Origin of the sequence: Acidisphaera sp. S103, assembly GCF_009765975.1 — a bacterium.
Classification (GTDB): Bacteria; Pseudomonadota; Alphaproteobacteria; order Acetobacterales; family Acetobacteraceae; genus Rhodopila.
In genome coordinates, this window is sequence record NZ_LMUJ01000051.1 from 233,451 (window position 1) to 255,041 (window position 21,591).

Below are 21,591 nucleotides of genomic sequence, written 5' to 3' on the forward strand. Positions count from 1 at the left end.
CCATTCACGATTCAGATCAATCTTGTTTCGCATGCTGGCGGTCAGCCGCCTGGCCAGTTCGGTCTGCCAATTGCCGATTTCCGCGTGCCAGTGCAGCAGACTTCTGGCGTTCGGGTCGGCCCAGCATTTGATGGCATGCGACAGGATCAAGTAGATGAAACTATTGACTGCATGCAGCTGGTTCAGTCCCACGTCCTCGATTTCCTCCACGACATGGGACAGATCCAGGGCGTTCGGCAGATCCCGCCGTTCTGCCAACAGACGCAACACATCGGCCTGCTGCTCGGACCAGGCAAATATATCAATATCGTAAAGATCGGCGTCAGCCATCGTCATCTCCTGACCCGCGTCACTGTAGCGACGTGGCGAAGAAAGCGCCACTTACCCGTTAAGAACCACCCGCTCCCGCGTGCATAGGATCAAGGCCCCTACCCCGCCACCGCGACCTCCGTCACCAGCCGAGCCGCTTCGGCGCCGCGGACCTTGGCGATATCGTCCTGGTACTTCAGCAGCACGCCCAGCGTCTCGTCCACGTCTCCGGCCGTCAGTTCGGTCTTGTTCAGGTAGGTCAGCGCCTGCGCCCAGTCGATCGTCTCGGCCACGCCGGGCAGCTTGAACAACTCCTCGCCGCGCAGGCGTTGGACGAAGTTCACCACCTGCTGCGCCAGGCGATCCGGCACGTCGGGGGCCTTCGCCGCCAGGATCGCCCGTTCGCGGGTCGCATCGGGGTAGTCGACCCAATGGTACAGACAGCGGCGGCGGATCGCGTCATGCACCTCCCGCGTGCGGTTCGACGTCAGGATCACCACCGGACGGGTCGCCGCGCGCACCGTGCCGAACTCCGGCACCGTGATCTGGAAATCGGCCAGCAGTTCCAACAGAAACGCCTCGAACGGCTCATCGGCCCGATCGAGTTCGTCGATCAGCAGCACCGCCGGCGGCAGGGCGGGATCGATCGCCGACAGCAACGGCCGAGCCTGCAGGAATTCGCGCGTGTAGATGTCGCGGGACAGTTCGTCGCGGTCGGTCTGGCCGGCGGCCTCGGCGAGGCGAATGGCCATTAGTTGGCGGGCGTGATCCCACTCATACGCCGCGGCGGACAGGTCCATGCCGTCGTAGCATTGCAGCCGCACCAGACGCCGGTTCAGGCCGGCGGCCAGCACCTTGGATATCTCGGTCTTGCCGGTGCCCGGTTCGCCCTCCAGGAACAGCGGACGCTGCATGGTCAGCGCCAGATGCACCGTGGTGGCCAGTTCCAGATCGGCGATGTAGCCGTTGTCGGAGAGCAGCTTTGCGGTGTCGGCGACCGTAACAGGCAAAGCCGTCACTAGAGCATGCTTCCCAGCATAAACAGGGCCAGGATGACGAACACCCCGCCACCGATCCAGGCGGCGACCGGCAGGCCGAACGGCTCATCGGGGATCAGCGCCCAGATCGAGACGGAAGATTCCGGTGGCGGCACGTACGCGGGCGCGGCAACAGCGGTTTCAACCTGGGCCGTGGCCGGTTCGGCGGCGGCGGGGGAAAGCGCCTGCACCTGCGCGCTGAAGCGGTCGAAGAACGCGTCCGCCATCTGCTTCGCTGTGGCATCGATCAGCCGGCCGCCGAGTTGCGCCAGCTTGCCGCCGACCTGGGCGTTCACCGTGTAGCTCAGCAGCGTGTCGGCCCCGTCGTCGGTCAGGCTGACATTGGCGCCGCCCTTGGCGAAGCCGGCGACACCGCCCTGGCCTTCACCGCTGATCCGGTAGCCGTTGGGCGGGTCGATATCGGACAACTGCACCTTGCCATTGAACCTGGCGGAGATTGGGCCGACCTTGACCGCGGCGGTCGCCTTCATCTGGTCGTTGTCCAGTTTCTCCAGGCTCTCACAGCCGGGTATGCTGACTTTCAGCACCTCCGGGTTGTTGAGCGCCTCCCAAACGATTTGCCTCGGCGCCGGAATGCGTCGTTCGCCCGTCATGTCCATGCGAAATCCATCCTTTGCTAAGCGCGGCGGACGTTACCGGCAGGGTCGCGGCCATGCAACCGACCCTCGCCGGCGGATCGGCACGTGGGGCCGCCTGAGCAGCGACTCGAGCGGCAGGTTTTGCCCACCGACATCAACCATCCGGCAAAAAATGCCGCCCTTTTGGGAAACAATATCCAATCTTTTCAATCAGCCACCGTTGGCGCGAAACGTGCGTCACGCCGGGGGCCACTTGTCGGCGAAGGAGTATCCAACGTGTCGATCTCTATCTCCGGGCAAAACGAGCGGTGGGCACAGCTCAATGCCTATCAGCCGCCGCCCAGTTCATCGTCTGGCCAAACCAGTGCCTGGGATCCGACGGCCGTGGCCGCTTCATCCCCCGGTTCGGCGGGCAATGGCCCGTCAAGCGGTGGCACGTCGGGCGCGCTGTCGGACGGGACGTCCCTGGCGTTGATCACGTTCGGCAGCCTGGGCAACGGGTCGGCCACCGCCACGCAGGGCACTGGCCAGGGCACCACGACAGCCACCGGCTCGACCGCCGCGGCGCCGGATGCAAGCAGCCTGGACTCGCAGATCCTGACCGATATGCAGTCGCTGATATCGGCCCTGACCGGAACAACGACCTCGGGCACCGGAACCACGTCGCAAAACCCGCTGACGACCGCCTCGGCTTCCGCAACAACGCAGCCGGGGGCTGTCACCGGGCCACCATCCGGCCCGCCACCATGGGACAACGCCATCTCCAACACCGGCACAAATACCGGCACCGGCAACGCCGGCGGCGCGGCGTCCGGTTACACCGACGGCATCCAGCAGCAATTCGCACTCTCGGCCTACAGCGCCAACTCACAGTACGGCCTGGACAGTTCGGCCACGTCCTCGCTGACCAACATCAGCGTGTAGACACAACCGACGGGACGGTGTGGGGCCGCATCGCCCCGAACCGTCAGCGGGAGGTCACCCCGGCGTGCGCGTGTCCGCCTTCGCCAGAATGACGTCCGGCGCCACCCCGTGTCGCACCGGCGCGCTCGGCAGCATCACGGGGGCCGCCGAACCGTGGGCGGGACCGCAATCGCCGCTGGTCTGGGACACGACATGCGGCGCCTGGCCGTTGCCCGTGAACGTGACCTGGACGCTGCGCATGCACACGCCCGGTCCGGACATCGCCGGAATGACCCCGAACCCGCCCGCGTTCATCGGCCCCACGTTCATTGGCATCGCACCGACATCATGGAACAACGCCGCGGCCTGGCGGTCCATATCCGCAGACATCCGCTGCAGCATGGCGAACGGGGAACCAGGACCGAAGGCCGGCATCACGGTGTCCATGGCGGCATCCGGGGCTAGCATCACCGTCGGCGGCACATCGCCCGTGTAGCGGATTTGCTCAACCTGGCCGTTCGGCAGGCGGACGTTCAAAACATGGGTTTGCGCGGGATTTGTCACCGTCTGGGCCGTTGCCATGCCGGTCAATCCCGCCAGCACGATCGCCGCGGCACCGGTCAGAAGCGCTACTCGCATCACAGTCTCCCTCACTGTTGAACGTACAATCGTTAGCATCGACAGGACCGACTATAATCCGGCCACCTGTCACGGTATCGTCCGCAACGTGGATTTTTGTTTAACCGCGCCGCGTGCGGGTCGTACGCAGCGCGGCCGCGATGCGGCTCGTGCGCGGCCGGCATCGTGGTGTCCGCCTGTAACGAACGAAAAAGTAGCGTAACATAACAAGCCTGTGCCTTGTTGGCGCCACTTCCGGCGCTTAATCGGGTAACCGGCCATCAGCCGGCAGCCGCCCCTAACCGACCCAAGGACCCGAGCATTCATGGACGAACGTGTTGACCGGACGGAAACCAAACGAGCCCCCGATCCTGCGTCGCGCGTAACTCCGGTGGTGCACCACTCCCGTGGCGGCTACTGGATCCTGACCGGCCTGATCGCCGCCGGGCTGATCGGCGGCGGCTGGTATCTGTGGACGCAGCACAGCGCCAAACAGGCACCGCAAACGGCGACCTCCAAGCGTGGCGCGCAAAGCGCGCCGCAGCCGGTCGGTTTTGCCACCATCGACAAGGGCGACATCCGCATTGTTCTGAATGAGCTTGGCACGGTGACGTCGCTCGACACGGTGACGGTGCTGACCCAGATCAACGGCCAGTTGCAGCAGATCGGCTTCAACGAAGGCCAGATGGTCAAGAAGGGCGACTTCCTGGCGCAGATCGACCCGCGCCCGTATCAGGCGGCGTTGGAGCAGGCTCAGGGCACGCTGGCGAAGGACCAGGGATTGCTGGCGCAGGCACAGGCCGACCTGAAACGCTTCCAGACGCTAGGCCGGCAGGATTCGATCGCGCAGCAGCAGCTGGACGACCAGAGGTATCTGGTCCAGCAGGATATCGGCATCGTGCAGACTGATCAGGGGGCGGTGGATACGGCGAAGCTGAACCTGGCCTATTGCCATATTATCTCGCCGATCGACGGCCAGGTCGGGCTGCGGCAGGTCGATCAGGGCAACTACATCCAGACCTCCACCACCAGCGGCGTCGTGGTGATCACCCAGATGCAGCCGATCTCGGTGCTGTTTTCGGTGCCGGAGGACAACCTGCCCGACATCATCAAGCAGGTCCGATCCGGCGCGACGCTGAGTGTCGAGGCGTATGACCGGGCGAACACGCGCCTGCTGGCGACTGGGCAACTCGGCACGCTGGACAACGTGATCGACACAACTACCGGCACACTCAAGCTGCGGGCGATGTTCACCAACCCCGATGAGCAACTGTATCCCAATCAGTTCGTGAACGCCCGGCTGCTGGTGAACACCATGAAGGACACCGTGCGCGTGCCGGTGCCGGCGGTGCAGCGCGGGGAACCGGGGACGTTCGTCTATCTGATCAACGCCAACAACACGGTCTCGGTGCGCCCGATCAAGGTTGGGCCGACGGATGGCGGGTTCGAGGCGGTGACGTCGGGCCTCAACCCCGGCGATCGGGTGGTGACGGACGGCACCGACAGGCTGCGCGACGGCGCGGCAGTGACGTTGCCGGCTGCGAAACCGGGGGCCGGGGCGGCGCCAGCGGCGGCCGGAACCCAGCCGGCCGGAACGGCGCCGGGCCAGACGCCGGCTGCTCAAACGCCGGCTGGTCAAACGCCGGCTGCTCAAACGCCGGCTGGCCAGACGCCGGCTGGTCAGACACCGGCTGGTCAGACACCGACTGGTCAAACGCCACCCGCCGCGACGCCAGACCAGCCGGCGGACCCCTCCGCTCAGCACAAACGCCACCGCCAGACGCAAGCACAATGACGCCCGGCGTGAATGTGCTGATGGGCGGGCCGGGTATTCGGAACGCATCACGCCTTGTCCGTCGCGGCGGACAGGATGCTTGGAGCGGAACGCGCCCTTACCGTCATGGCCAGGCGCGTCCCGGCCATCTTCGCACCGGCGGACGAAGCGCGGACGGCCCGGACACGCCCGGCCATGACGGTAAGGGCTTACCCGCATGAGCCCGTCCCGCCCGTTCGTCCTCCGCCCGGTCGCCACCACGCTCCTGATGGCCGCGATCCTGCTGGTCGGCATCGTCGCCTACCGCTTCCTGCCGATCTCCGCCCTGCCCGAGGTCGATTACCCCACCATCCAGGTGCAGACCTTCTACCCCGGCGCCAGCCCGGAGGTCATGACGTCCTCCGTTACCTCCCCGCTGGAGGTGCAGTTCGGGCAGATGCCCAGCCTGAACCAGATGTTCTCCACCAGTTCGGCCGGCGCCTCGCTGATCACCTTGCAGTTCGGCCTGGACGTCAATCTGGACGTGGCGGAGCAAGAGGTGCAGGCGGCGATCAACGCGGCCGGCAACCTGCTGCCGTCCGACCTGCCGGCGCCGCCGATCTACGCCAAGGTCAACCCGGCGGATGCGCCGATCCTGACGCTGGCGCTGACCTCCAAGACGCTGCCGCTGACCGAGGTCGAGGATTCGGCGAACACCCGCCTGGCGCAGAAGATCTCGCAGCAGCCGGGCGTCGGGCTGGTCAGCATCAGCGGCGGGCAGACGCCGGCGGTGCGGGTCCAGATCAACCCACGGGCGCTGGCCGCCTACGGGCTGAACATCGATGATCTGCGCACGACGCTGGGCAATGCGAACGTCAATACACCGAAGGGCAATTTCGACGGCCCGGCGCAATCGACCACGATCAACGCCAACGACCAGATCAGCGACCCGAACGACTACCTCGACCTGGTGATCGCCTACCGCAACGGCGCGCCGGTGCTCCTGAAGGACGTCGCCAAGGTCATCAACGGGTCGGAGAACACCAAGCTTGGTGCCTGGGCCAACAAAACGCCGGCGGTGATCCTGAACGTGCAGCGCCAGCCGGGCGCCAACGTCATCCAGGTGGTCAACAATATCAAAGCACTGCTGCCGCAGTTGCAGGCCACTCTGCCGTCCGCGGTCGACGTCGCGGTGCTGACCGACCGCACCAACACCATCAGGGCCTCGGTCTCCGACGTGGAGTTCGAGCTTGGGCTGGCGATCGCGCTGGTGGTGGCGGTGATCTTCCTGTTCCTGCGCAACATTCCGGCGACGATCATCCCCAGCCTGTCGGTGCCGCTGTCGCTGGTCGGCACCCTGGCGGCGATGTACATGCTGGGATTCAGCCTCGACAACCTGTCGCTGATGGCGCTGACCATCTCCACCGGCTTCGTGGTCGACGATGCGATCGTCATGATCGAGAACATCTCCCGCTACGTCGAGGCCGGCGAATCACCGCTCCAGGCCGCCCTGAAGGGCAGCGAGCAGATCGGCTTCACCATCATCTCGCTGACCGTGTCGCTGATCGCGGTGCTGATCCCGCTGCTGTTCATGGGCGACGTGGTGGGGCGACTGTTCCATGAGTTCGCCATCACCCTGTCGGTGACCATCGTCATCTCGGCCATCGTGTCGCTGACCCTGGTGCCGATGATGTGCGCCAAGCTGCTGCACCACCGGCCGGACGCGGCACGCAGCAAATTCGACCTGAAGGCTGAACGCGGCTTCAACTGGATCATCGGCCGCTATGACAAAGCACTGAACGTGGTGCTGGATCATCAACCGCTGACCTTACTCGTGGCGCTCATCACCGTGGGCGTCACCGTCCTGCTCTACACCGTGGTGCCGAAGGGCTTCTTCCCGGTGCAGGATACCGGCCTGCTGCAGGGCATCTCGGTTGCAGCGGAAACCACGTCCTACGGCGCCATGGCGGCGCATCAGCAGGCGCTGGCCGACGCAATCCTGAAGGACCCCGACGTTTCCAGTCTGAGTTCCTTCATCGGCGTCGACGGCAGCAACACCACGCTGAACAGCGGCCGGTTCCTGATCAACCTGAAGCCGAAGGACGACCGCAGCCTCAACGCCACCGAGATCGCCGCTCGGTTGCAGCAGGAAACCGCCAACGTGCAGGGCGTGCAGTTGTATCTGCAACCGGTGCAGGACCTGACGATCGACGCCTCGGTCAGCCGCACGCAGTACCAGTTCGTGCTGGAAAATCCCAACCTGTCGGCCTTCACCGAATGGGTGCCGAAGCTGCTGGCAAAGCTGAACCAGTTGCCGGACCTGACGAACGTCGCCAGCGACTTGCAACAACAGGGCCTGACGGCAAACCTGGTGATCGACCGAGCGACGGCGGCGCGCTTCGGCATCACCCCGGCGACGGTCGACAACGCGCTATACGACCTGTTCGGCCAACGCATCATCTCCACCATCTATACGCAGTCGAACCAGTACCGCGTGATCATGGAAGCCGACCCGGCCGACCAGACATCACTGAGCGCCCTGTCGGCGATCTGGCTGCCGTCATCCGCCTCCACCACCGGCCAGGTGCCGCTGAGTTCCATCGTCACCATCCAGCAGAAGCCGGGACCGTTGCAGATCAGCCACCTCGCGCAGTTCCCGGCGACGACGATTTCGTTCGATACCACCCCGGGATCGTCGCTGGGCGCCGCCGTCACGGCGATCCGCCAGGCGGAAAAAGACGTCGGCCTGCCAGTAAGTTTCGTCACCGCCTTCCAGGGCGCCGCCTCGGCCCTGGAGGCGTCCCTGTCCAACGAACTCTACCTGGTGCTGGCAGCGGTGATGACGATGTACATCGTGCTGGGCGTGCTGTACGAGAGCTTCATCCACCCCGTCACGATCCTGTCGACGCTGCCCTCAGCCGGTGCCGGGGCGCTGGTGGCGCTGCTGATCGCCGGCGACAACATCGACGTGATTTCGATCATCGGCATCATCCTGCTGATCGGCATCGTCAAGAAGAACGCGATCATGATGATCGACTTCGCGCTGGTCGCCGAACGCGAGGAAGGCAAGCCGCCGCGTGAGGCGATCCACCAGGCGTGCCTGCTGCGCTTCCGGCCGATCCTGATGACGACGATGGCAGCACTTCTGGGCGCGCTGCCGCTGATGCTGGGCAACGGCACCGGATCGGAGCTGCGCCGTCCGCTGGGCGTGGCGATCGTCGGCGGCCTGATCGTCAGCCAGGTGCTGACCTTGTTCACCACGCCGGTGATTTACCTGATGTTCGACCGGCTCGCCTTGCGGCTGGGCGGCAAGAAGCCGGAAGCGAGTCCGGCGGAATGAACCTATCCGCCCTGTTTATCAGCCGTCCCGTCGCCACCACCCTGCTGACGATCGGGATCACGCTGGCCGGCATTTTCGCGTTCTTCAAACTGCCGGTCTCGCCGCTGCCACAGGTGGATTTCCCGACGATTTCCGTCCAGGCGCAGTTACCCGGCGCCAGCCCCGAAACCGTCGCCACCAGCGTCGCCAGCCCGCTGGAACGCCATCTCGGCCAGATCGCCGACGTCACCGAGATGACGTCCACCAGTTCGGTCGGGTCCGCCCGTATCATCCTGCAATTCGGCCTGGATCGCGACATCAACGGTGCGGCGCGCGACGTGCAGGCGGCGATCAACGCCGCCCGGGCCGATTTGCCCACAAGCCTGCGCAGCAACCCGACCTATCGCAAGGTGAACCCGGCGGACGCCCCGGTGCTGATCCTGGCGCTGACGTCGAAAACCCTGACCCGCGGCCAGATGTACGACGCGGCGACCAACGTGCTGTCGCAGAAGCTGTCGCAGATCGACGGCATCGGCCAGGTCATCATCGGCGGCGCCGCGCTGCCCGCCGTGCGCGTGGAACTGAACCCGACCGCGCTGTTCAAATACGGCATCGGGCTGGAAGACGTGCGCGCCGCCCTGGCGTCAGCCAACGCCAACAGCCCCAAGGGTTCGATCGACACCGATACGCTGCACTACCAGCTTTACACCAACGATCAGGCCTCGCACGCGGACGACTACAAGCCCCTGGTGATCGCCTACCGCAACGGTGCCGCGATACGGCTGTCCGACGTGGCGGACGTGCAGGACTCGGTGGAGAATCTTCGTAATGCCGGCCTGTCGCAGGGCCAACCGGCGGTGCTGGTCATCCTGTTCCGCCAGCCGGGCGCCAACATCATCGACACCGTGGACAGCGTGAAAGCGGCGATCCCGCAGTTGATGGCGGCCATGCCGGCGGACATGAACCTGCTGATCGCCAACGACCGCACCACGACAATACGCGCCAGCCTGCACGACACGGAAAAGACCCTGCTGATTTCCGTCGCGCTGGTGACGCTGGTGGTGTTCCTGTTCCTGCGCAACGCCAGGGCGACGCTGATCCCGGCGATCGCGGTACCGGTGTCGATCATCGGCACGTTCGGAACCATGTACCTGATGGGCTACAGCCTGGACAACCTGTCGCTGATGGCGCTGACGGTGTCCACCGGCTTCGTCGTCGACGATGCGATCGTGGTGCTGGAAAACATCTCCCGCCACATGGAGGACGGCATGCCGCGCGTCCAGGCCGCGCTGCGCGGGGCCAAGGAAGTCGGCTTCACCGTGGTGTCCATGAGCCTGTCGCTGATCGCGGTGTTCCTGCCGATCCTGCTGATGGGCGGCATCGTCGGACGGCTGTTCCGCGAATTCGCGGTGACGTTGTCGATGGCGATCATGGTGTCGCTGGCGATTTCGCTGACCACCACGCCGATGATGTGCGCGCTGTTCCTGAAGCCCGTCGACCGGTCGCTGCCCAAGCGGCAGACGCTGTTCGACCGCGTGCAAACGCTGTACGGGCGCACCCTGGCCTGGTCGCTGCGGCACCCGATGCTGGTGATTCTGGTGCTGCTGGCCGCGGTGGTGCTGAACGTCGCGCTGTATGTGGTCGTACCCAAGGGCTTCTTCCCGCAGCAGGACACCGGCCGGATGATGGGCAGCCTGCAGGCCGACCAGAGCATCTCCTTCCAGGCGATGCAGGGAAAGCTGGCGGATTTGTCCCGCATCGTGCAGGAGGATCCAGCGGTGCAGAGCGTCGTCGGCTTCACCGGCGCGGGCGGCGGCGGCGGTGCGGCGCAGACCAATACCGGTTCGGTGTTCGTGGCGCTGAAACCGCTGGCGGATCGTGATGGCATCGACACGGTCATGAGCCGGCTGCGGCGCAAGCTCTCCGTCGTGCCCGGCGCGCGGCTGTTCCTGGTGCCGATCCAGGACATTCGTGTCGGCGGCCGGTCGAGCAACGCGGCGTACCAGTATACGCTGCAGGCGGACACCACCGCCGATCTGTACGACTGGGCGCCCAAGTTGGTCACCGCATTGGAACACAGTCCGATCCTGCGGGACGTCAACTCCGACCAGCAGCAGAAGGGCCTGGAAACCGACCTGGTGATCGACCGGACCACCGCCGGCCGCCTGGGCATCAATGCCAGCCAGATCGACAACACGCTGTATGACGCGTTCGGGCAGCGCCAGGTCTCCACCATCTACAGCGCGCAGAACCAGTACCACGTGGTCATGGAGGTGGCGCCGCGCTACTGGCAAAGCCCGGAAACGCTGAAGGATATCTACGTCAGCACCGCCGGCGGATCAGCGTCGGGCACGCAGACGACCAACGCGGTGGTCGGCACGGTCGCCTCGGCGACGACCACCACCGCCAACACGGCCGCAAGCATCGCCGCCAGTTCCGCGCGCAATGCGTCCACCAACGCGCTGGCGAATGTCGGCAAGGGCAGCGCGTCATCCGGCGCCGCGGTCAGCACCAGCAAGGAAACCATGATCCCGCTGGCATCGTTTACCACCTACGGCCCCGGCAACACCGCGCTGGCGGTGAACCATCAGTCGTCGTTCGTTGCCAGCACGATTTCCTTCAACCTGGCACCTGGCAAGTCGCTGAGCGACGCCACCATCGCGGTGGATCAGGCAATGCGGCAGATCGGCATGCCGGCATCGATCCATGGATCGTTCCAGGGGACGGCAGCCACCTTCCAGGAATCGATGCAGACCATACCGATCCTGCTGCTGGCCGCGCTCGGCGCCATCTACATCGTGCTGGGCGTGCTGTACGAAAGCTACGTCCACCCGATCACCATCCTGTCCACCCTGCCCTCGGCCGGTATCGGCGCGATCCTCTTCCTGATGCTGTTCAACATCGAATTCAGCCTGATCGCCGCGATCGGCGTCATCCTGCTGATCGGCATCGTCAAGAAGAACGCGATCCTGATGATCGACTTCGCCCTGGACGCCGAACGCACACTGAAGCTGGAACCGCGTGAGGCCATTTTCGAGGCGTGCCTGATGCGCTTCCGCCCGATCATGATGACCACCAGCGCGGCGATGCTGGGCGCCCTGCCGCTGGCGCTGAGTTTCGGCGACGGCGGCGAATTGCGCCGGCCGCTGGGGATTTCCATCGTTGGCGGGCTGATGGTCAGCCAAGTGCTGACCCTCTACACCACGCCCGTCGTATATTTGTACCTCGATCGTTTCCGGCTGGCCGCGAAACGGCAATGGTATCGGACCTTTCCCGGTCTGGCCGCACCGGAGGCTGCCGAGTAATGCAAACCCGCCCGATCCATCGGCGCCATCGCGCACCCGTCATGGCGGGCGAAGGCCCGCCATCCACGCCTGTGTTTTCACGGGTGGAAGGCGTGGATGCCGACCTTCGTCGGCATGACGGACGAGGACGATCGAAAGGTCAGCAACAACGCCGATTGGTGTTGCACACTGTCGGTGCCTGCCTGCTGCTAACCGGCTGCATGGTCGGACCGGACTACAAGCGGCCTGACGCCCCGCCCGCGCCGGCATTCAAGGAACTCGCCGGCTGGAAGATCAGCCAGCCCGCCGACACCATCGACAAGGGCGCGTGGTGGTCGGTCTACCGCGACCCGGAACTCGACCGGCTGGAAGCCATGGTCAATGTCTCCAACCAGACGGTGAAGCAATTCGAAGCGCAATACCGCAACGCCGTCGCGCTGGTCGGCGAGGCTCGGGCCGGCCTGTTCCCGACCATCGGCATCACCCCCTCGGTCACCCGCGGCGGCGGTGGCGGCAGCGGTCTTGGGTCGGGCGGCGGCGGTTCCTCGCTGGCCAGCGGCGGTGGCACCGGTGGATCCGGTGGCGGCCGCGGCACCGAGTACAGCATCACCGGCAGCGTTTCCTGGGAACCGGATATCTGGGGCAAGGTGCGGCGGCAGATCGAAAGCAACGTGGCCGGCGCCCAGGTCAGCGCCGCGGACCTCGCGAACGCCAAACTGTCGGCCCAGGCCACGCTGGCCACCGATTACTTCGACCTGCGGGCCGAGGACGCGCTGACCCAACTGCTGACCGAAACCGTCGCCGCCTATCGCCGAGCGATGCAGATCACCCAGAACCAGTATCGTGCCGGCACGCAAGCCAGCATCGATTACGTAACGGCACTGGCGCTGCTGCAGTCGACCGAGGCACAACTGATCGCGGTGGGCGTCCAACGCCAGCAATTCGAGCACGCAATCGCCATGCTGACCGGCCACGCGCCGGCCGAGATCACCATCGCGCCCGCCCCGCTGGCCGCCGCCGTGCCCGTCGTGCCGCCCGGCCTGCCGTCCGCGTTGCTGGAACGGCGGCCGGACATCGCCGCCGCTGAACGGGCGATGCAGCAGGAGAATGCGCTGATCGGCGTGCAGACCGCGGCCTACTATCCGGATATCTCACTGTCGGCGCTGGGCGGCTTCGCCGGCAATCCGCTGTCGCAGCTATTCACGACGGCGAACCAGGTGTGGTCGCTGGGGGCCTCGGCTTCAGAGACGCTGTTCGACGGTGGGCTGCGTTCCGCGTCGGTGATGGCGGCGCGGGCGACATATGACGCGTCGGTGGCGACCTATCGGCAGACCGTCCTGACAGCGTTCCAGGGCGTCGAGGATGCACTGTCCGACCTGCGCATCCTGGAACTTCAGGCCAAGGCGGAGGCGACCGCGGTGAACTCCACCCGCCGGGCGGTGGACGCGACGCTGAACCAGTACAAGGCCGGCACGGTTCCTTACACCAGCGTGATCACCGAACAGACGCTGCTGCTGGGGGACCAGCAGACGGCACTGGCGGTCCAGCAGAGCCGGCTGGTCGCCAGCGTGGCGTTGATCGAGGCGGTGGGCGGCGGATGGACGACGGCGGATCTGCCGGCGAAGATCAAGCCGGGAAACTCATTGTTCCCGTGATCGGGGGTGCCGCCGGTCGGACGGACGAGTTTGGAGCGGTGCTAAGGTTCCACGGCGTCGCTGAATACCTTTAGAGCATGATCACGCTGGGCGGGACGTCCAGAGCGCGTGAATCATGCGATCAAACAAAGAGCTAGAGCGTTTTCACCCTGCACAGTTAGGGTGAAAACGCTCTAGCGCCGCTGTCAGCGTGTCCATGCTTTAGCCTTTTGGGTGCGCCGCGCCGAGGATGTCGGCCGCCGGTTCGTTCCCAATCAGGTATGATGAAGGACGTTATCATGCGTGCTGTTGGCGGGACTCTCAAGCGTCCGTGGGTTCCGTTGCAGGGCAATCGGGCGAAGGAGTAGGTGACAAACGGCTAAAGGGCTGAATCCATACGATCCCTCGATTCGCTTCATAGGGGACAACGATGGACGCTTCGGCACAGGATGGTGGCGAGATTTTCGAGGCGACTGCCTTTCTCGGCTATTTCGAGGACCTGACGGATACTAGGCAGCCTGGCAAGGTGGTTTATCCGCTCGACGAGGTGTTGCTGTTAGCATTACTCGCCACCCTCGCCGGGGCCGAAACCGTCACCGACATGGCCCGGTTTGGCGAGAAAAAGCTTGCCCTCCTGCGTCGCTTCCGCCCGTTTAAGGACGGAACGCCGCCGCACGATCGGATCGGCGATATCTTCGCCGCCTTGGATGCGGACCAGTTCCAGCACTGTTTCGTTGCGTGGGTCGCTTCGGTGACCGGGGTTCCCGAGGGGGTGATCGCGATCGACGGTAAGACTGTGCGCCGGTCCGGCCATAAAAAGGGCGACAAAGCGCCGATCCATATGGTCTCGGCCTTTGCTGCCCGCCAGCGCCTTGTGCTCGGCCAGGTCAAAGTGGCAGAAAAATCCAACGAGATTATAGCGATCCCAAAGTTGTTGAACATGCTCGCCATCGACGGGGCAATCGTGACCATCGACGCCATGGGGTGCCAGCGCACCATCGCCGCGGCGGTGCTGGACAAGAAAGCTGACTATGTCCTGGCGCTGAAAGGCAACCAGGGATCGCTGCGCGAGGATGTCGAGGTTTTTGTCACGGAACAAAGGGCCAATGGCTTCGCCGACACCGACGTCAGCCGCCACACCACCGTCGACGGCGACCATGGCCGTATCGAAACCCGCGCCACCACGGTGATCCATGATGTCGGATGGCTGCGGGAACGCCATGACTGGCCAGGGTTGAAGGCCGTCGTCGTGGTCGAGAGCAGCCGGGAAGTCAACGGAAAAACCGAACACGAGATGCGGCTTTACCTGACCTCGCTGGTGATGGTCGCAGCCCTGATGGGACCGGTCGTGCGTAACCACTGGGCCATTGAGAACAGCCTGCACTGGGTCTTGGATATGATCTTCCGCGACGACGAGTGCCGCGTGCGGACCGACCATGCCCCCGCTAACTTTACGACCATCAAGCACATGGCCCACAACCTTCTGCGCACCGCTTCCAGCAACGACTCACTCCGCCTGCGCCGCAAGGTCGCCGCTTGGGACGACGACTTCCTCGCAGGCCTCATCGCGCGGTAAACGACTTCACCCGATTCCCCTGGGTCACCATTCGCCGCCAGAACCGCGATATCGCGGTTGTTCTCTCAACCCGCGGCTTCGCGCTATCAACCTCGTGGAACTTACCCGCTTTTGTGACCGGATCGGACAGCGGGCAGAGGCGGCCGGCATGACCGAGGAAAAGCTGGCCAAATTTCTCGCTGAATGAGCGACGAGCCACGCATCGTTCTGGATACGAACGCCATCATTAGTCGGATTATCCGGCCGAATTCGACGGCGGGGCGGACGGTTCGTTTTGGTATGGAAACCAGCCACGTACTCGCCTTCGAGGCGACGATGACGGAACTGCCTGACGTCCTGTCGCGGCATCGTTGAGCACGTTTGGTTGGTCCGGTGGAACACCCGGTCGTAGCATCGGCTCTCGATCCGAGGTTGGCCTGCATTTCCAGCGTTTGCCGGATGCCGCGACTGGATTCAGACCAGGATAACATCCCCGGCGACAATGGCTCTGTGCCGGAAACCCCACCCTTGTCTCCCTACCCCGGATCGGGTCTGATCCGCCCCGCCAACCGGAGGAAGCCATATGGCCGAGATACGCACGCAACATCTGCTGACCCTCAAGCTCGCCGTGAACGGCATGCAGCCGATCGGCGAGACTCCGTCCGGCAATCGCCGCATCGGCCTGGTCGCAGGGGGCACCTTCGAGGGGCCGAAACTGCGTGGCACCGTGCTGCCCGGCGGCGCAGACTGGATCATCGGCCGCCCTGACGGCGTAACGACGCTCGACGTCCGCATCGTTCTGCAAACCGACGACGGCGCTGCCATCGGCCTGACCTACAAAGGCCTGCGCCACGGCCCCGCGGCGGTGATGGAGAAGGTCAACAGCGGCCAACCGGTCGATCCATCCGAGTACTACTTCCGCACCGTCGTAACGTTCGAGACGGCCGCGCCGAAATACGCCTGGCTCAACAAGGTTTTTGGTATCGGCACGGGGAGTCGGCCGCCGGAAGGCCCCATCTACGACATCTTCGAGGTGCTCTGATCATGGCGACAATCGGGTTTATCGGTCTCGGCAACATGGGCGGCCCGATGGCGGCCAATCTGGTGAAGGCCGGCCATACCGTCTCTGGCTTTGACCTCAATCCAGCGGCGCTGGACGCCCTGGGCAAGGCTGGCGGCAAAGTCGCCAAAAGCGCAGCCGAGGCCGTGGCGGGCGCTTCGGTCGTCATCACCATGCTGCCGGCCGGCGAGCATGTGCGGGACGTCTATCTGAATCAGGGTGGCCTGATCGATGTCACCAAGGACGCCCATCCGCTGCTGATCGACTGTTCGACCATCGACGTGGAGAGCGCCCGCACCGTGACTGCTACGGCCGAGACAGCCGGTTTGGCGATGCTGGACGCGCCAGTTTCCGGCGGAACGGCCGGCGCGCAGAACGGCACGCTGACCTTCATGGTCGGCGGCACCGAGGACGCGTTCACCCGCGGTAAGGCGGTGCTGGAGGCGATGGGCAAGAACATCTTCCATGCCGGTGGGCCGGGCGCAGGGCAGGCGGTGAAGATCTGCAACAACATGATGCTCGCCATCAACATGGTCGGGGTGTCGGAGGGTTTCCTGCTGGCGGAGAAGCTTGGTCTGGACTGGAACAAGCTGCACCAGATATGCGCGACCGCCACAGCCAATTCCTGGGCGCTGTCGAATTACTGCCCGGCGCCCGGCCCGGTCCCCGCCGCGCCGTCCAACCGCGATTACGCCCCCGGTTTTGCCGCCGCGCTGATGGTGAAGGACGTGAAGCTGTCGCAGGCCGCGGCCGAGGCGGCCGGCTCACCTACGCCCCTGGCGGCAAAGGCTTTGAGTTTCTACCAGCAGGTGGTCGATCAGGGCGACGGCGGCAAGGATTTCTCGGTCGTATTCCGCTGGCTGGCGCAACAAAAACGGCATTGAGCCAGCGGTTCGGGGAGGGGAGCAACCAATGAAAGCGGCGGCATTCAAGGCGGCCCGCGATTTCCTGCTGGCGCATCGCACCGATTATGCGACCGCCTACCGCGATTTCCGCTGGCCGGAGATGGAAAACTTCAACTGGGCACTCGACTGGTTCGATGGCGAACTGGCTCGGGGTGAAACCGCCAATCTTCCTGCCTTGATCATTGTCGGCGACGGCGCCGCCCGACTGACTTTCGCCGAACTGTCCGAACGATCGAACCGGGTGGCCAACGGCCTGCGTCATCTCGGGGTCAAGCGTGGCGACCGTATCCTTCTGATGCTGGGCAACGTCGTGCCGCTGTGGGAGGTGATGCTGGCGGCGATGAAGCTGGGGGCTGTCGTCATCCCGGCGACGACATTACTGGCTGCCAACGACCTTGCCGATCGTTTCGATCGTGGCCGAGCGCGGCATGTTGTTACGACGTCGTCGGAGACTGGTAAATTCGATGGCCTCGATCCGCGGCTGACCCGTATCGCCGTTGGCGATCCGGTACCGGGATGGACCCGCTACGATGAATTGCTCGCGGCCCAGGCCGAATTTATCCCCGACGGCGAAACCAGGGCTGACGATCCGCTGCTGCTGTATTTCACGTCCGGCACGACGGCCAAGCCGAAGCTGGTGCTGCACTCGCATCGCACCTACCCTGTGGGGCACCTCTCCACGATGTATGCGCTGGGGCTGCTGCAGGGCGATATCCACCTGAACGTGTCGTCGCCCGGCTGGGCGAAGCATGCGTGGAGCTGTTTTTTTGCCCCATGGATCGCGGGCGCGGCGGTGTTCATCGCCAACCAGGGGCGGTTCCACGCTCGGGCGATGTTGGACACGATCGCCGCCAATAAAGTAACGACCTTGTGCGCGCCGCCGACGGTGTGGCGCATGCTGATCCAGGAAGATCTGAAATCCGTGCAGCACAGTCTGCGCGAAGTGCTGGGTGCAGGGGAGCCGCTGAACCCGGAGGTCATCGACCAGGTGAAAGCCGCCTGGGGGCTGACCATCCGCGATTTCTACGGCCAGACCGAGACCAGTGCCCAGGTCGGCAATCCGCCTGGACAGCCGATCAAGCCGGGCTCGATGGGGCGCCCGTTGCCAGGGTTCCGGACGTTGCTGCTGGATCCCGACGATCATGAAGCCGAGGAAGGTGAGTTGTCCCTCGCGTTGAATCCGCCGCCCGCCGGGTTGATGCAAGGCTACCAGCAGGATGATGGGTCGATCGCCGCCCTGACTGGCACCGCCTATCGCACAGGTGATGTCGCGTCCCGCGATACGGATGGCTACCTGACCTATGTCGGGCGAGCGGACGACGTGTTCAAAGCATCCGACTACCGCATCAGTCCGTTCGAACTGGAAAGCGTGCTGATCGAGCACCCGGCGGTGGCCGAAGCAGCCGTCGTTCCCGCCCCTGACGCGATGCGGCTGGCGGTCCCGAAGGCCTATGTCGCCTTGGTGGCGGGCGCGACCGGGGATCGGGCGACGGCATTGTCGATCTTCCAGCATCTGCGCGTCCGGTTGGCGCCGTTCAAGCGCGTGCGCCGGCTGGAGTTCTACGACCTGCCGAAGACGATCTCCGGCAAAATCCGCCGTGTGGAACTCAGGCAGATGGAAAATCAGCGGGCCAGGGAGGGCACGCGTGAGCAGGCGGAATTCCGCGAGGAGGATTTTCCGGAACTGACGGCCCGATAGGCGTCACAACCCTTGGGCTGTCGCTGACCCGAGCGCGGACTGGAGCCATTGCATGGAGGTCGCGCGATCGTTGCCTGCCAAGGCCTGCAGTGCTCGCGAGATCTGCCCGACCGTCGGATTGTCGCTTGGGCTGCCGGTCTGTCCTAGCGCGACGGATCGGTCGAGCATCCGCGTCTCGGCCATCTCCAACGCAGCCTGTGCCTCACCGGTGCGGCCGGCCGCCAAAGCTCCTTGGGCGGCGCGTAACGCATCGGACGGACGCGCCCCTTCCACCAGGTTCGGCTCCGGCAGCGCTGGGGCGATGGGGGATTGGGTGTCCTGGCCATTGATGTTGCTGGCGCCATCGGATGTCGGATTGGCCGCAAGGGCACACACGGAGCATGCGACCAGCAATGGGACAGAGAGAATGACGGCACGCATGGGCAACGACCTCCTGAGCAGGCGGACTGGTGATTACACCGCCGGCGTGGTGAAATCGAGGCGCGTATAGTTAATGAACTGTTATACCGGGCGTCATCGAGGCCGTCTGTTGCCTCGTCATGGACCGGCGAAGTCCGGTCCATTTGATCCAGCATCCTTCGTGGCAGATGGCCCAGATTGGCCGCCGGGCCATGACGAGGCTGATGTGTCGGGCGATCATGCTGTAAGGCTGATCAGCGCCAGCGGCGGTGGAACCACAGGTACTGCCCAGGATTTTCCCGAACCCATCCCTCGATGATCGTGGTGATCATCTGTGTCGCGGCAGTGACATCGACCTGTCCGTCCTGATCCCGCGGCAGATCGTATGGTCCGAAACCTTCGATGCGAAACCGGTGATCCGGCAGACGGACAACTCGGACGCCGACCACCGGGCAGTCGAAACGCCGGGCGAGGCGGGCGACGGATGGATTGGCCTTGCACTGGCGGCCGAAGAAAACGACGTCCACGCCGCGGGAGAAATGCTGATCCACAACCATGCCGAGATGCTCGCCGGCGGACAGTGCCGCGGCCATCTCCAGCGCCGCCTGGGCGCGGGTGCGGATCAACCGGCCCATCAGCGGGGCTCGTATACGGACGATCTCCCGCGCCACCGCCTTGTTGTTCGGCATGCGGTAGACCACGGCGGAGGGCAGTCCATGCGCCGCCGCCGCGATGGCCGGCAATTCCCAGTTTGCCAGGTGGGCGGCGAAGCACAGCGCCGGCTGACCGTCGAGACGCAACTGGTCGAACAGCCACGCGTCGTCGGTCTGAATACGGCCGGTATCGGGATGGGCTGGATCGAAGTCCCAGATGCGGGCCATATGCACATACTCGCCGGCGACGCGGCCGAGGTTTTCCCACGCATCCCGCAGTGTCGCCTCGATCCAGGCTGTGTCCTTATCGGGAAAAGCGGCGCGCAGGTTGGCCTGGCCGATCCGGTGTGCCGGCAACCAGGGACCGATCCGTCGCGCCGCGCTGCCGCAGAAATCCGACGTGCGATCCGGATCGGCGCGCCGCAGCAGCCGGATCAGCCATTTGACCAGGCGGCCGAGGATGCGCTCGCCGTAAAGGTTCAGTTGGCGTCGCACGCGGGTCAGAGTTCGACCAGGATCTTGCCGAACACGTCACGGGTTTCCAGCCGCTCCACGCCGGCTCGGAATTCGGCCAGGCTGTAGACCGTATCGATCACCGGCCGCACGCCGGAGGCGATCCGGTCCAGTGCCCGCGCCAGCGCCGACATCGGTGCGCCGAAGGACCCGGTGATGCGGTATTGCTGCTGGAACAACTGCATCAGATTCAGGTTGCCGATCGGGCCGGAGGTCGCACCGCAGGTGACCAGCCGGCCGCCGCGCTTCATCGACAGCAACGACCCGGCCCAGGTGTCGGCGCCGGTGTGTTCAAAGACGACATCGACACCGCGCTTTTTGGTCAGTTTGCGCACCACGCCCTCGAATCGGTCCTCGCGGTAGTTGATGACGTGGTCGGCGCCGAGCGCCGCGGCTTTCGCGGCTTTGTCGGCCGAACCCACGGTCGTGATGACGGTGCAGCCGATCGACTTGGCGATGCGGATGGCGATGCTGCCGATGCCGGACCCGCCGGCGTGCACCAGGATGGTCTCCCCGGGTTCCAGGTGAGCGTTGTCGAACAGCATGTGCTCCACCGTGCCGTAGGCAACGGCGACGCAGGCCGCGTCGCGCATGGAAACACCGTCGGGGATTTTGACCAGCAGCCGAGCCGGGTGGTTGGTCAGGTCCTGGGCGAACCCGTCGACATGAAAGCCGCGCACGCCGGCGACGTTCTCACACAGATTGTCGCGTCCGCGCAGGCAGGCGGGGCAGGTGCCGCAGGTGAATGCCCCGAACGGCACCACCCGGTCCCCGGGGCTTACGTTCGTGACGCCCTCGCCGATGGCGGTGACCTCACACGATGCCTCGGCGCCGACGGTCAGCGGGTAGAGCCGCTTGGCGAACGCCATGCCGCGCAGGCCCCAGACGTCGATGTGGTTGAGCCCAACCGCATGGACCCGCAGTTGGACTTCGTTCGGGCCGGGGGCAGGGGGGGCGTCGCGCTCCGTCAGCGCGACATCCTTGTCGGCGAGAAGCTGAAGCGCTCGGATCATGGCCATACGGCGAGGGTCCTGAAGGGTTGCATCGGGTGCCCAGTAAGCAGGGTTTGCCGTCAGGGCAATCCCCTGCCGCCGCTGGAATCCGTCGCCGATGGCCGCGTGAATTAACGAGTCGTTTACCGATCGCGCCTAATACGAAAAAACCGGCCGGGAATTGGCCCGGCCGGCTTACTCGAGGAGACTGCGATGGTACGACATCTCAAGCTCTTACCGAGGATAGTGGTGAAGATTGGCGTAAAAGCGGTATTATGTAGCAGCCGCCACCACACGATAGAAGCCTTTCTAACCCTATCATCCTACCATATACGGTATGGGCACATCAATCGTAACTG

The 21,591-nt window shown here is 64.9% G+C and carries 17 protein-coding genes; 10 read left to right on the top strand and 7 right to left on the bottom strand.

What is annotated here, in order from left to right; all coding sequences use genetic code 11:
- The 3 genes from GSQ89_RS15525 to GSQ89_RS15535 form a co-directional block, all read right to left on the bottom strand.
- A partial coding sequence (locus GSQ89_RS15525) for a DUF29 family protein (RefSeq protein ID WP_216856187.1) occupies positions 1-330 on the bottom strand: 330 nt, incomplete at its 3' end.
- 98 nt (positions 331-428) lie between these two features.
- Entirely contained in the window at positions 429-1,328 is a 900-nt protein-coding gene (locus tag GSQ89_RS15530) for a MoxR family ATPase (RefSeq protein ID WP_158926703.1), read from the bottom strand.
- Positions 1,328-1,966: a carbon monoxide dehydrogenase subunit G gene (locus GSQ89_RS15535; RefSeq protein WP_158926705.1), complete on the bottom strand. Its 639-nt coding sequence runs from the start codon at positions 1,964-1,966 to the stop codon at positions 1,328-1,330. Before GSQ89_RS15535 ends, GSQ89_RS15530 begins: the two co-directional genes overlap by 1 nt.
- A gap of 255 nt (positions 1,967-2,221) precedes the next feature.
- Between GSQ89_RS15535 and GSQ89_RS15540 the strand changes: the two genes are divergently transcribed.
- The gene (locus GSQ89_RS15540) at positions 2,222-2,869 is read left to right on the top strand and encodes a hypothetical protein (protein WP_158926707.1); all 648 of its coding nucleotides are present in this window, start codon (positions 2,222-2,224) and stop codon (positions 2,867-2,869) included.
- Between the two features lie 54 nt (positions 2,870-2,923).
- Here GSQ89_RS15540 and GSQ89_RS15545 read toward each other — a convergent pair whose 3' ends face one another.
- Positions 2,924-3,487, bottom strand: coding sequence for a hypothetical protein (locus tag GSQ89_RS15545; protein ID WP_158926709.1), 564 nt, complete (start codon positions 3,485-3,487; stop codon positions 2,924-2,926).
- A 304-nt stretch (positions 3,488-3,791) separates the two neighbouring features.
- Between GSQ89_RS15545 and GSQ89_RS15550 the strand changes: the two genes are divergently transcribed.
- The 9 genes from GSQ89_RS15550 to GSQ89_RS15590 all read left to right on the top strand — a co-directional run bounded on the left by GSQ89_RS15550 (position 3,792) and on the right by GSQ89_RS15590 (position 18,675).
- Positions 3,792-5,261: an MdtA/MuxA family multidrug efflux RND transporter periplasmic adaptor subunit gene (locus GSQ89_RS15550; protein WP_158926711.1), complete on the top strand. Its 1,470-nt coding sequence runs from the start codon at positions 3,792-3,794 to the stop codon at positions 5,259-5,261.
- 196 nt (positions 5,262-5,457) lie between these two features.
- Positions 5,458-8,559 carry an MdtB/MuxB family multidrug efflux RND transporter permease subunit gene (locus GSQ89_RS15555; protein ID WP_158926713.1) on the top strand — a complete coding sequence of 1,034 codons (3,102 nt, stop codon included), beginning with the start codon at positions 5,458-5,460 and terminating at the stop codon, positions 8,557-8,559.
- A complete protein-coding gene (locus tag GSQ89_RS15560) occupies positions 8,556-11,843 on the top strand; it encodes an efflux RND transporter permease subunit (RefSeq protein ID WP_158926715.1) in 3,288 nt (1,095 codons plus the stop codon). Before GSQ89_RS15555 ends, GSQ89_RS15560 begins: the two co-directional genes overlap by 4 nt.
- 158 nt (positions 11,844-12,001) lie before the next feature.
- Positions 12,002-13,477: an efflux transporter outer membrane subunit gene (locus GSQ89_RS15565; protein WP_254073223.1), complete on the top strand. Its 1,476-nt coding sequence runs from the start codon at positions 12,002-12,004 to the stop codon at positions 13,475-13,477.
- 409 nt (positions 13,478-13,886) lie between these two features.
- Positions 13,887-15,032 carry an ISAs1 family transposase gene (locus tag GSQ89_RS15570; protein WP_174254876.1) on the top strand — a complete coding sequence of 382 codons (1,146 nt, stop codon included), beginning with the start codon at positions 13,887-13,889 and terminating at the stop codon, positions 15,030-15,032.
- A gap of 183 nt (positions 15,033-15,215) precedes the next feature.
- A complete protein-coding gene (locus tag GSQ89_RS15575; protein ID WP_158926717.1) occupies positions 15,216-15,386 on the top strand; it encodes a hypothetical protein in 171 nt (56 codons plus the stop codon).
- A gap of 208 nt (positions 15,387-15,594) precedes the next feature.
- Entirely contained in the window at positions 15,595-16,053 is a 459-nt protein-coding gene (locus GSQ89_RS15580; protein WP_158926719.1) for a DUF3237 domain-containing protein, read from the top strand.
- Positions 16,054-16,055: 2 nt separating this feature from the next.
- On the top strand, positions 16,056-16,955 hold the full coding sequence (mmsB, locus tag GSQ89_RS15585; RefSeq protein WP_158926721.1) for a 3-hydroxyisobutyrate dehydrogenase: 900 nt from the start codon (positions 16,056-16,058) through the stop codon (positions 16,953-16,955).
- Between the two features lie 28 nt (positions 16,956-16,983).
- Positions 16,984-18,675 (top strand): AMP-binding protein, encoded by a 1,692-nt coding sequence (locus GSQ89_RS15590; protein WP_158926723.1) that lies wholly within the window; start codon positions 16,984-16,986, stop codon positions 18,673-18,675.
- A gap of 3 nt (positions 18,676-18,678) precedes the next feature.
- Here the strand turns inward: GSQ89_RS15590 and GSQ89_RS15595 are convergent, their stop codons facing one another.
- The 3 genes from GSQ89_RS15595 to GSQ89_RS15605 all read right to left on the bottom strand — a co-directional run bounded on the left by GSQ89_RS15595 (position 18,679) and on the right by GSQ89_RS15605 (position 21,259).
- Complete coding sequence (locus GSQ89_RS15595; RefSeq protein WP_158926725.1) at positions 18,679-19,095, bottom strand: hypothetical protein; 417 nt, start codon at positions 19,093-19,095, stop codon at positions 18,679-18,681.
- Between the two features lie 233 nt (positions 19,096-19,328).
- The gene (locus GSQ89_RS15600; RefSeq protein WP_216856188.1) at positions 19,329-20,222 is read right to left on the bottom strand and encodes a lipid A biosynthesis lauroyl acyltransferase; all 894 of its coding nucleotides are present in this window, start codon (positions 20,220-20,222) and stop codon (positions 19,329-19,331) included.
- Between the two features lie 5 nt (positions 20,223-20,227).
- The gene (locus GSQ89_RS15605; protein WP_254073224.1) at positions 20,228-21,259 is read right to left on the bottom strand and encodes a zinc-binding dehydrogenase; all 1,032 of its coding nucleotides are present in this window, start codon (positions 21,257-21,259) and stop codon (positions 20,228-20,230) included.
- Positions 21,260-21,591: the final 332 nt, after the last annotated feature.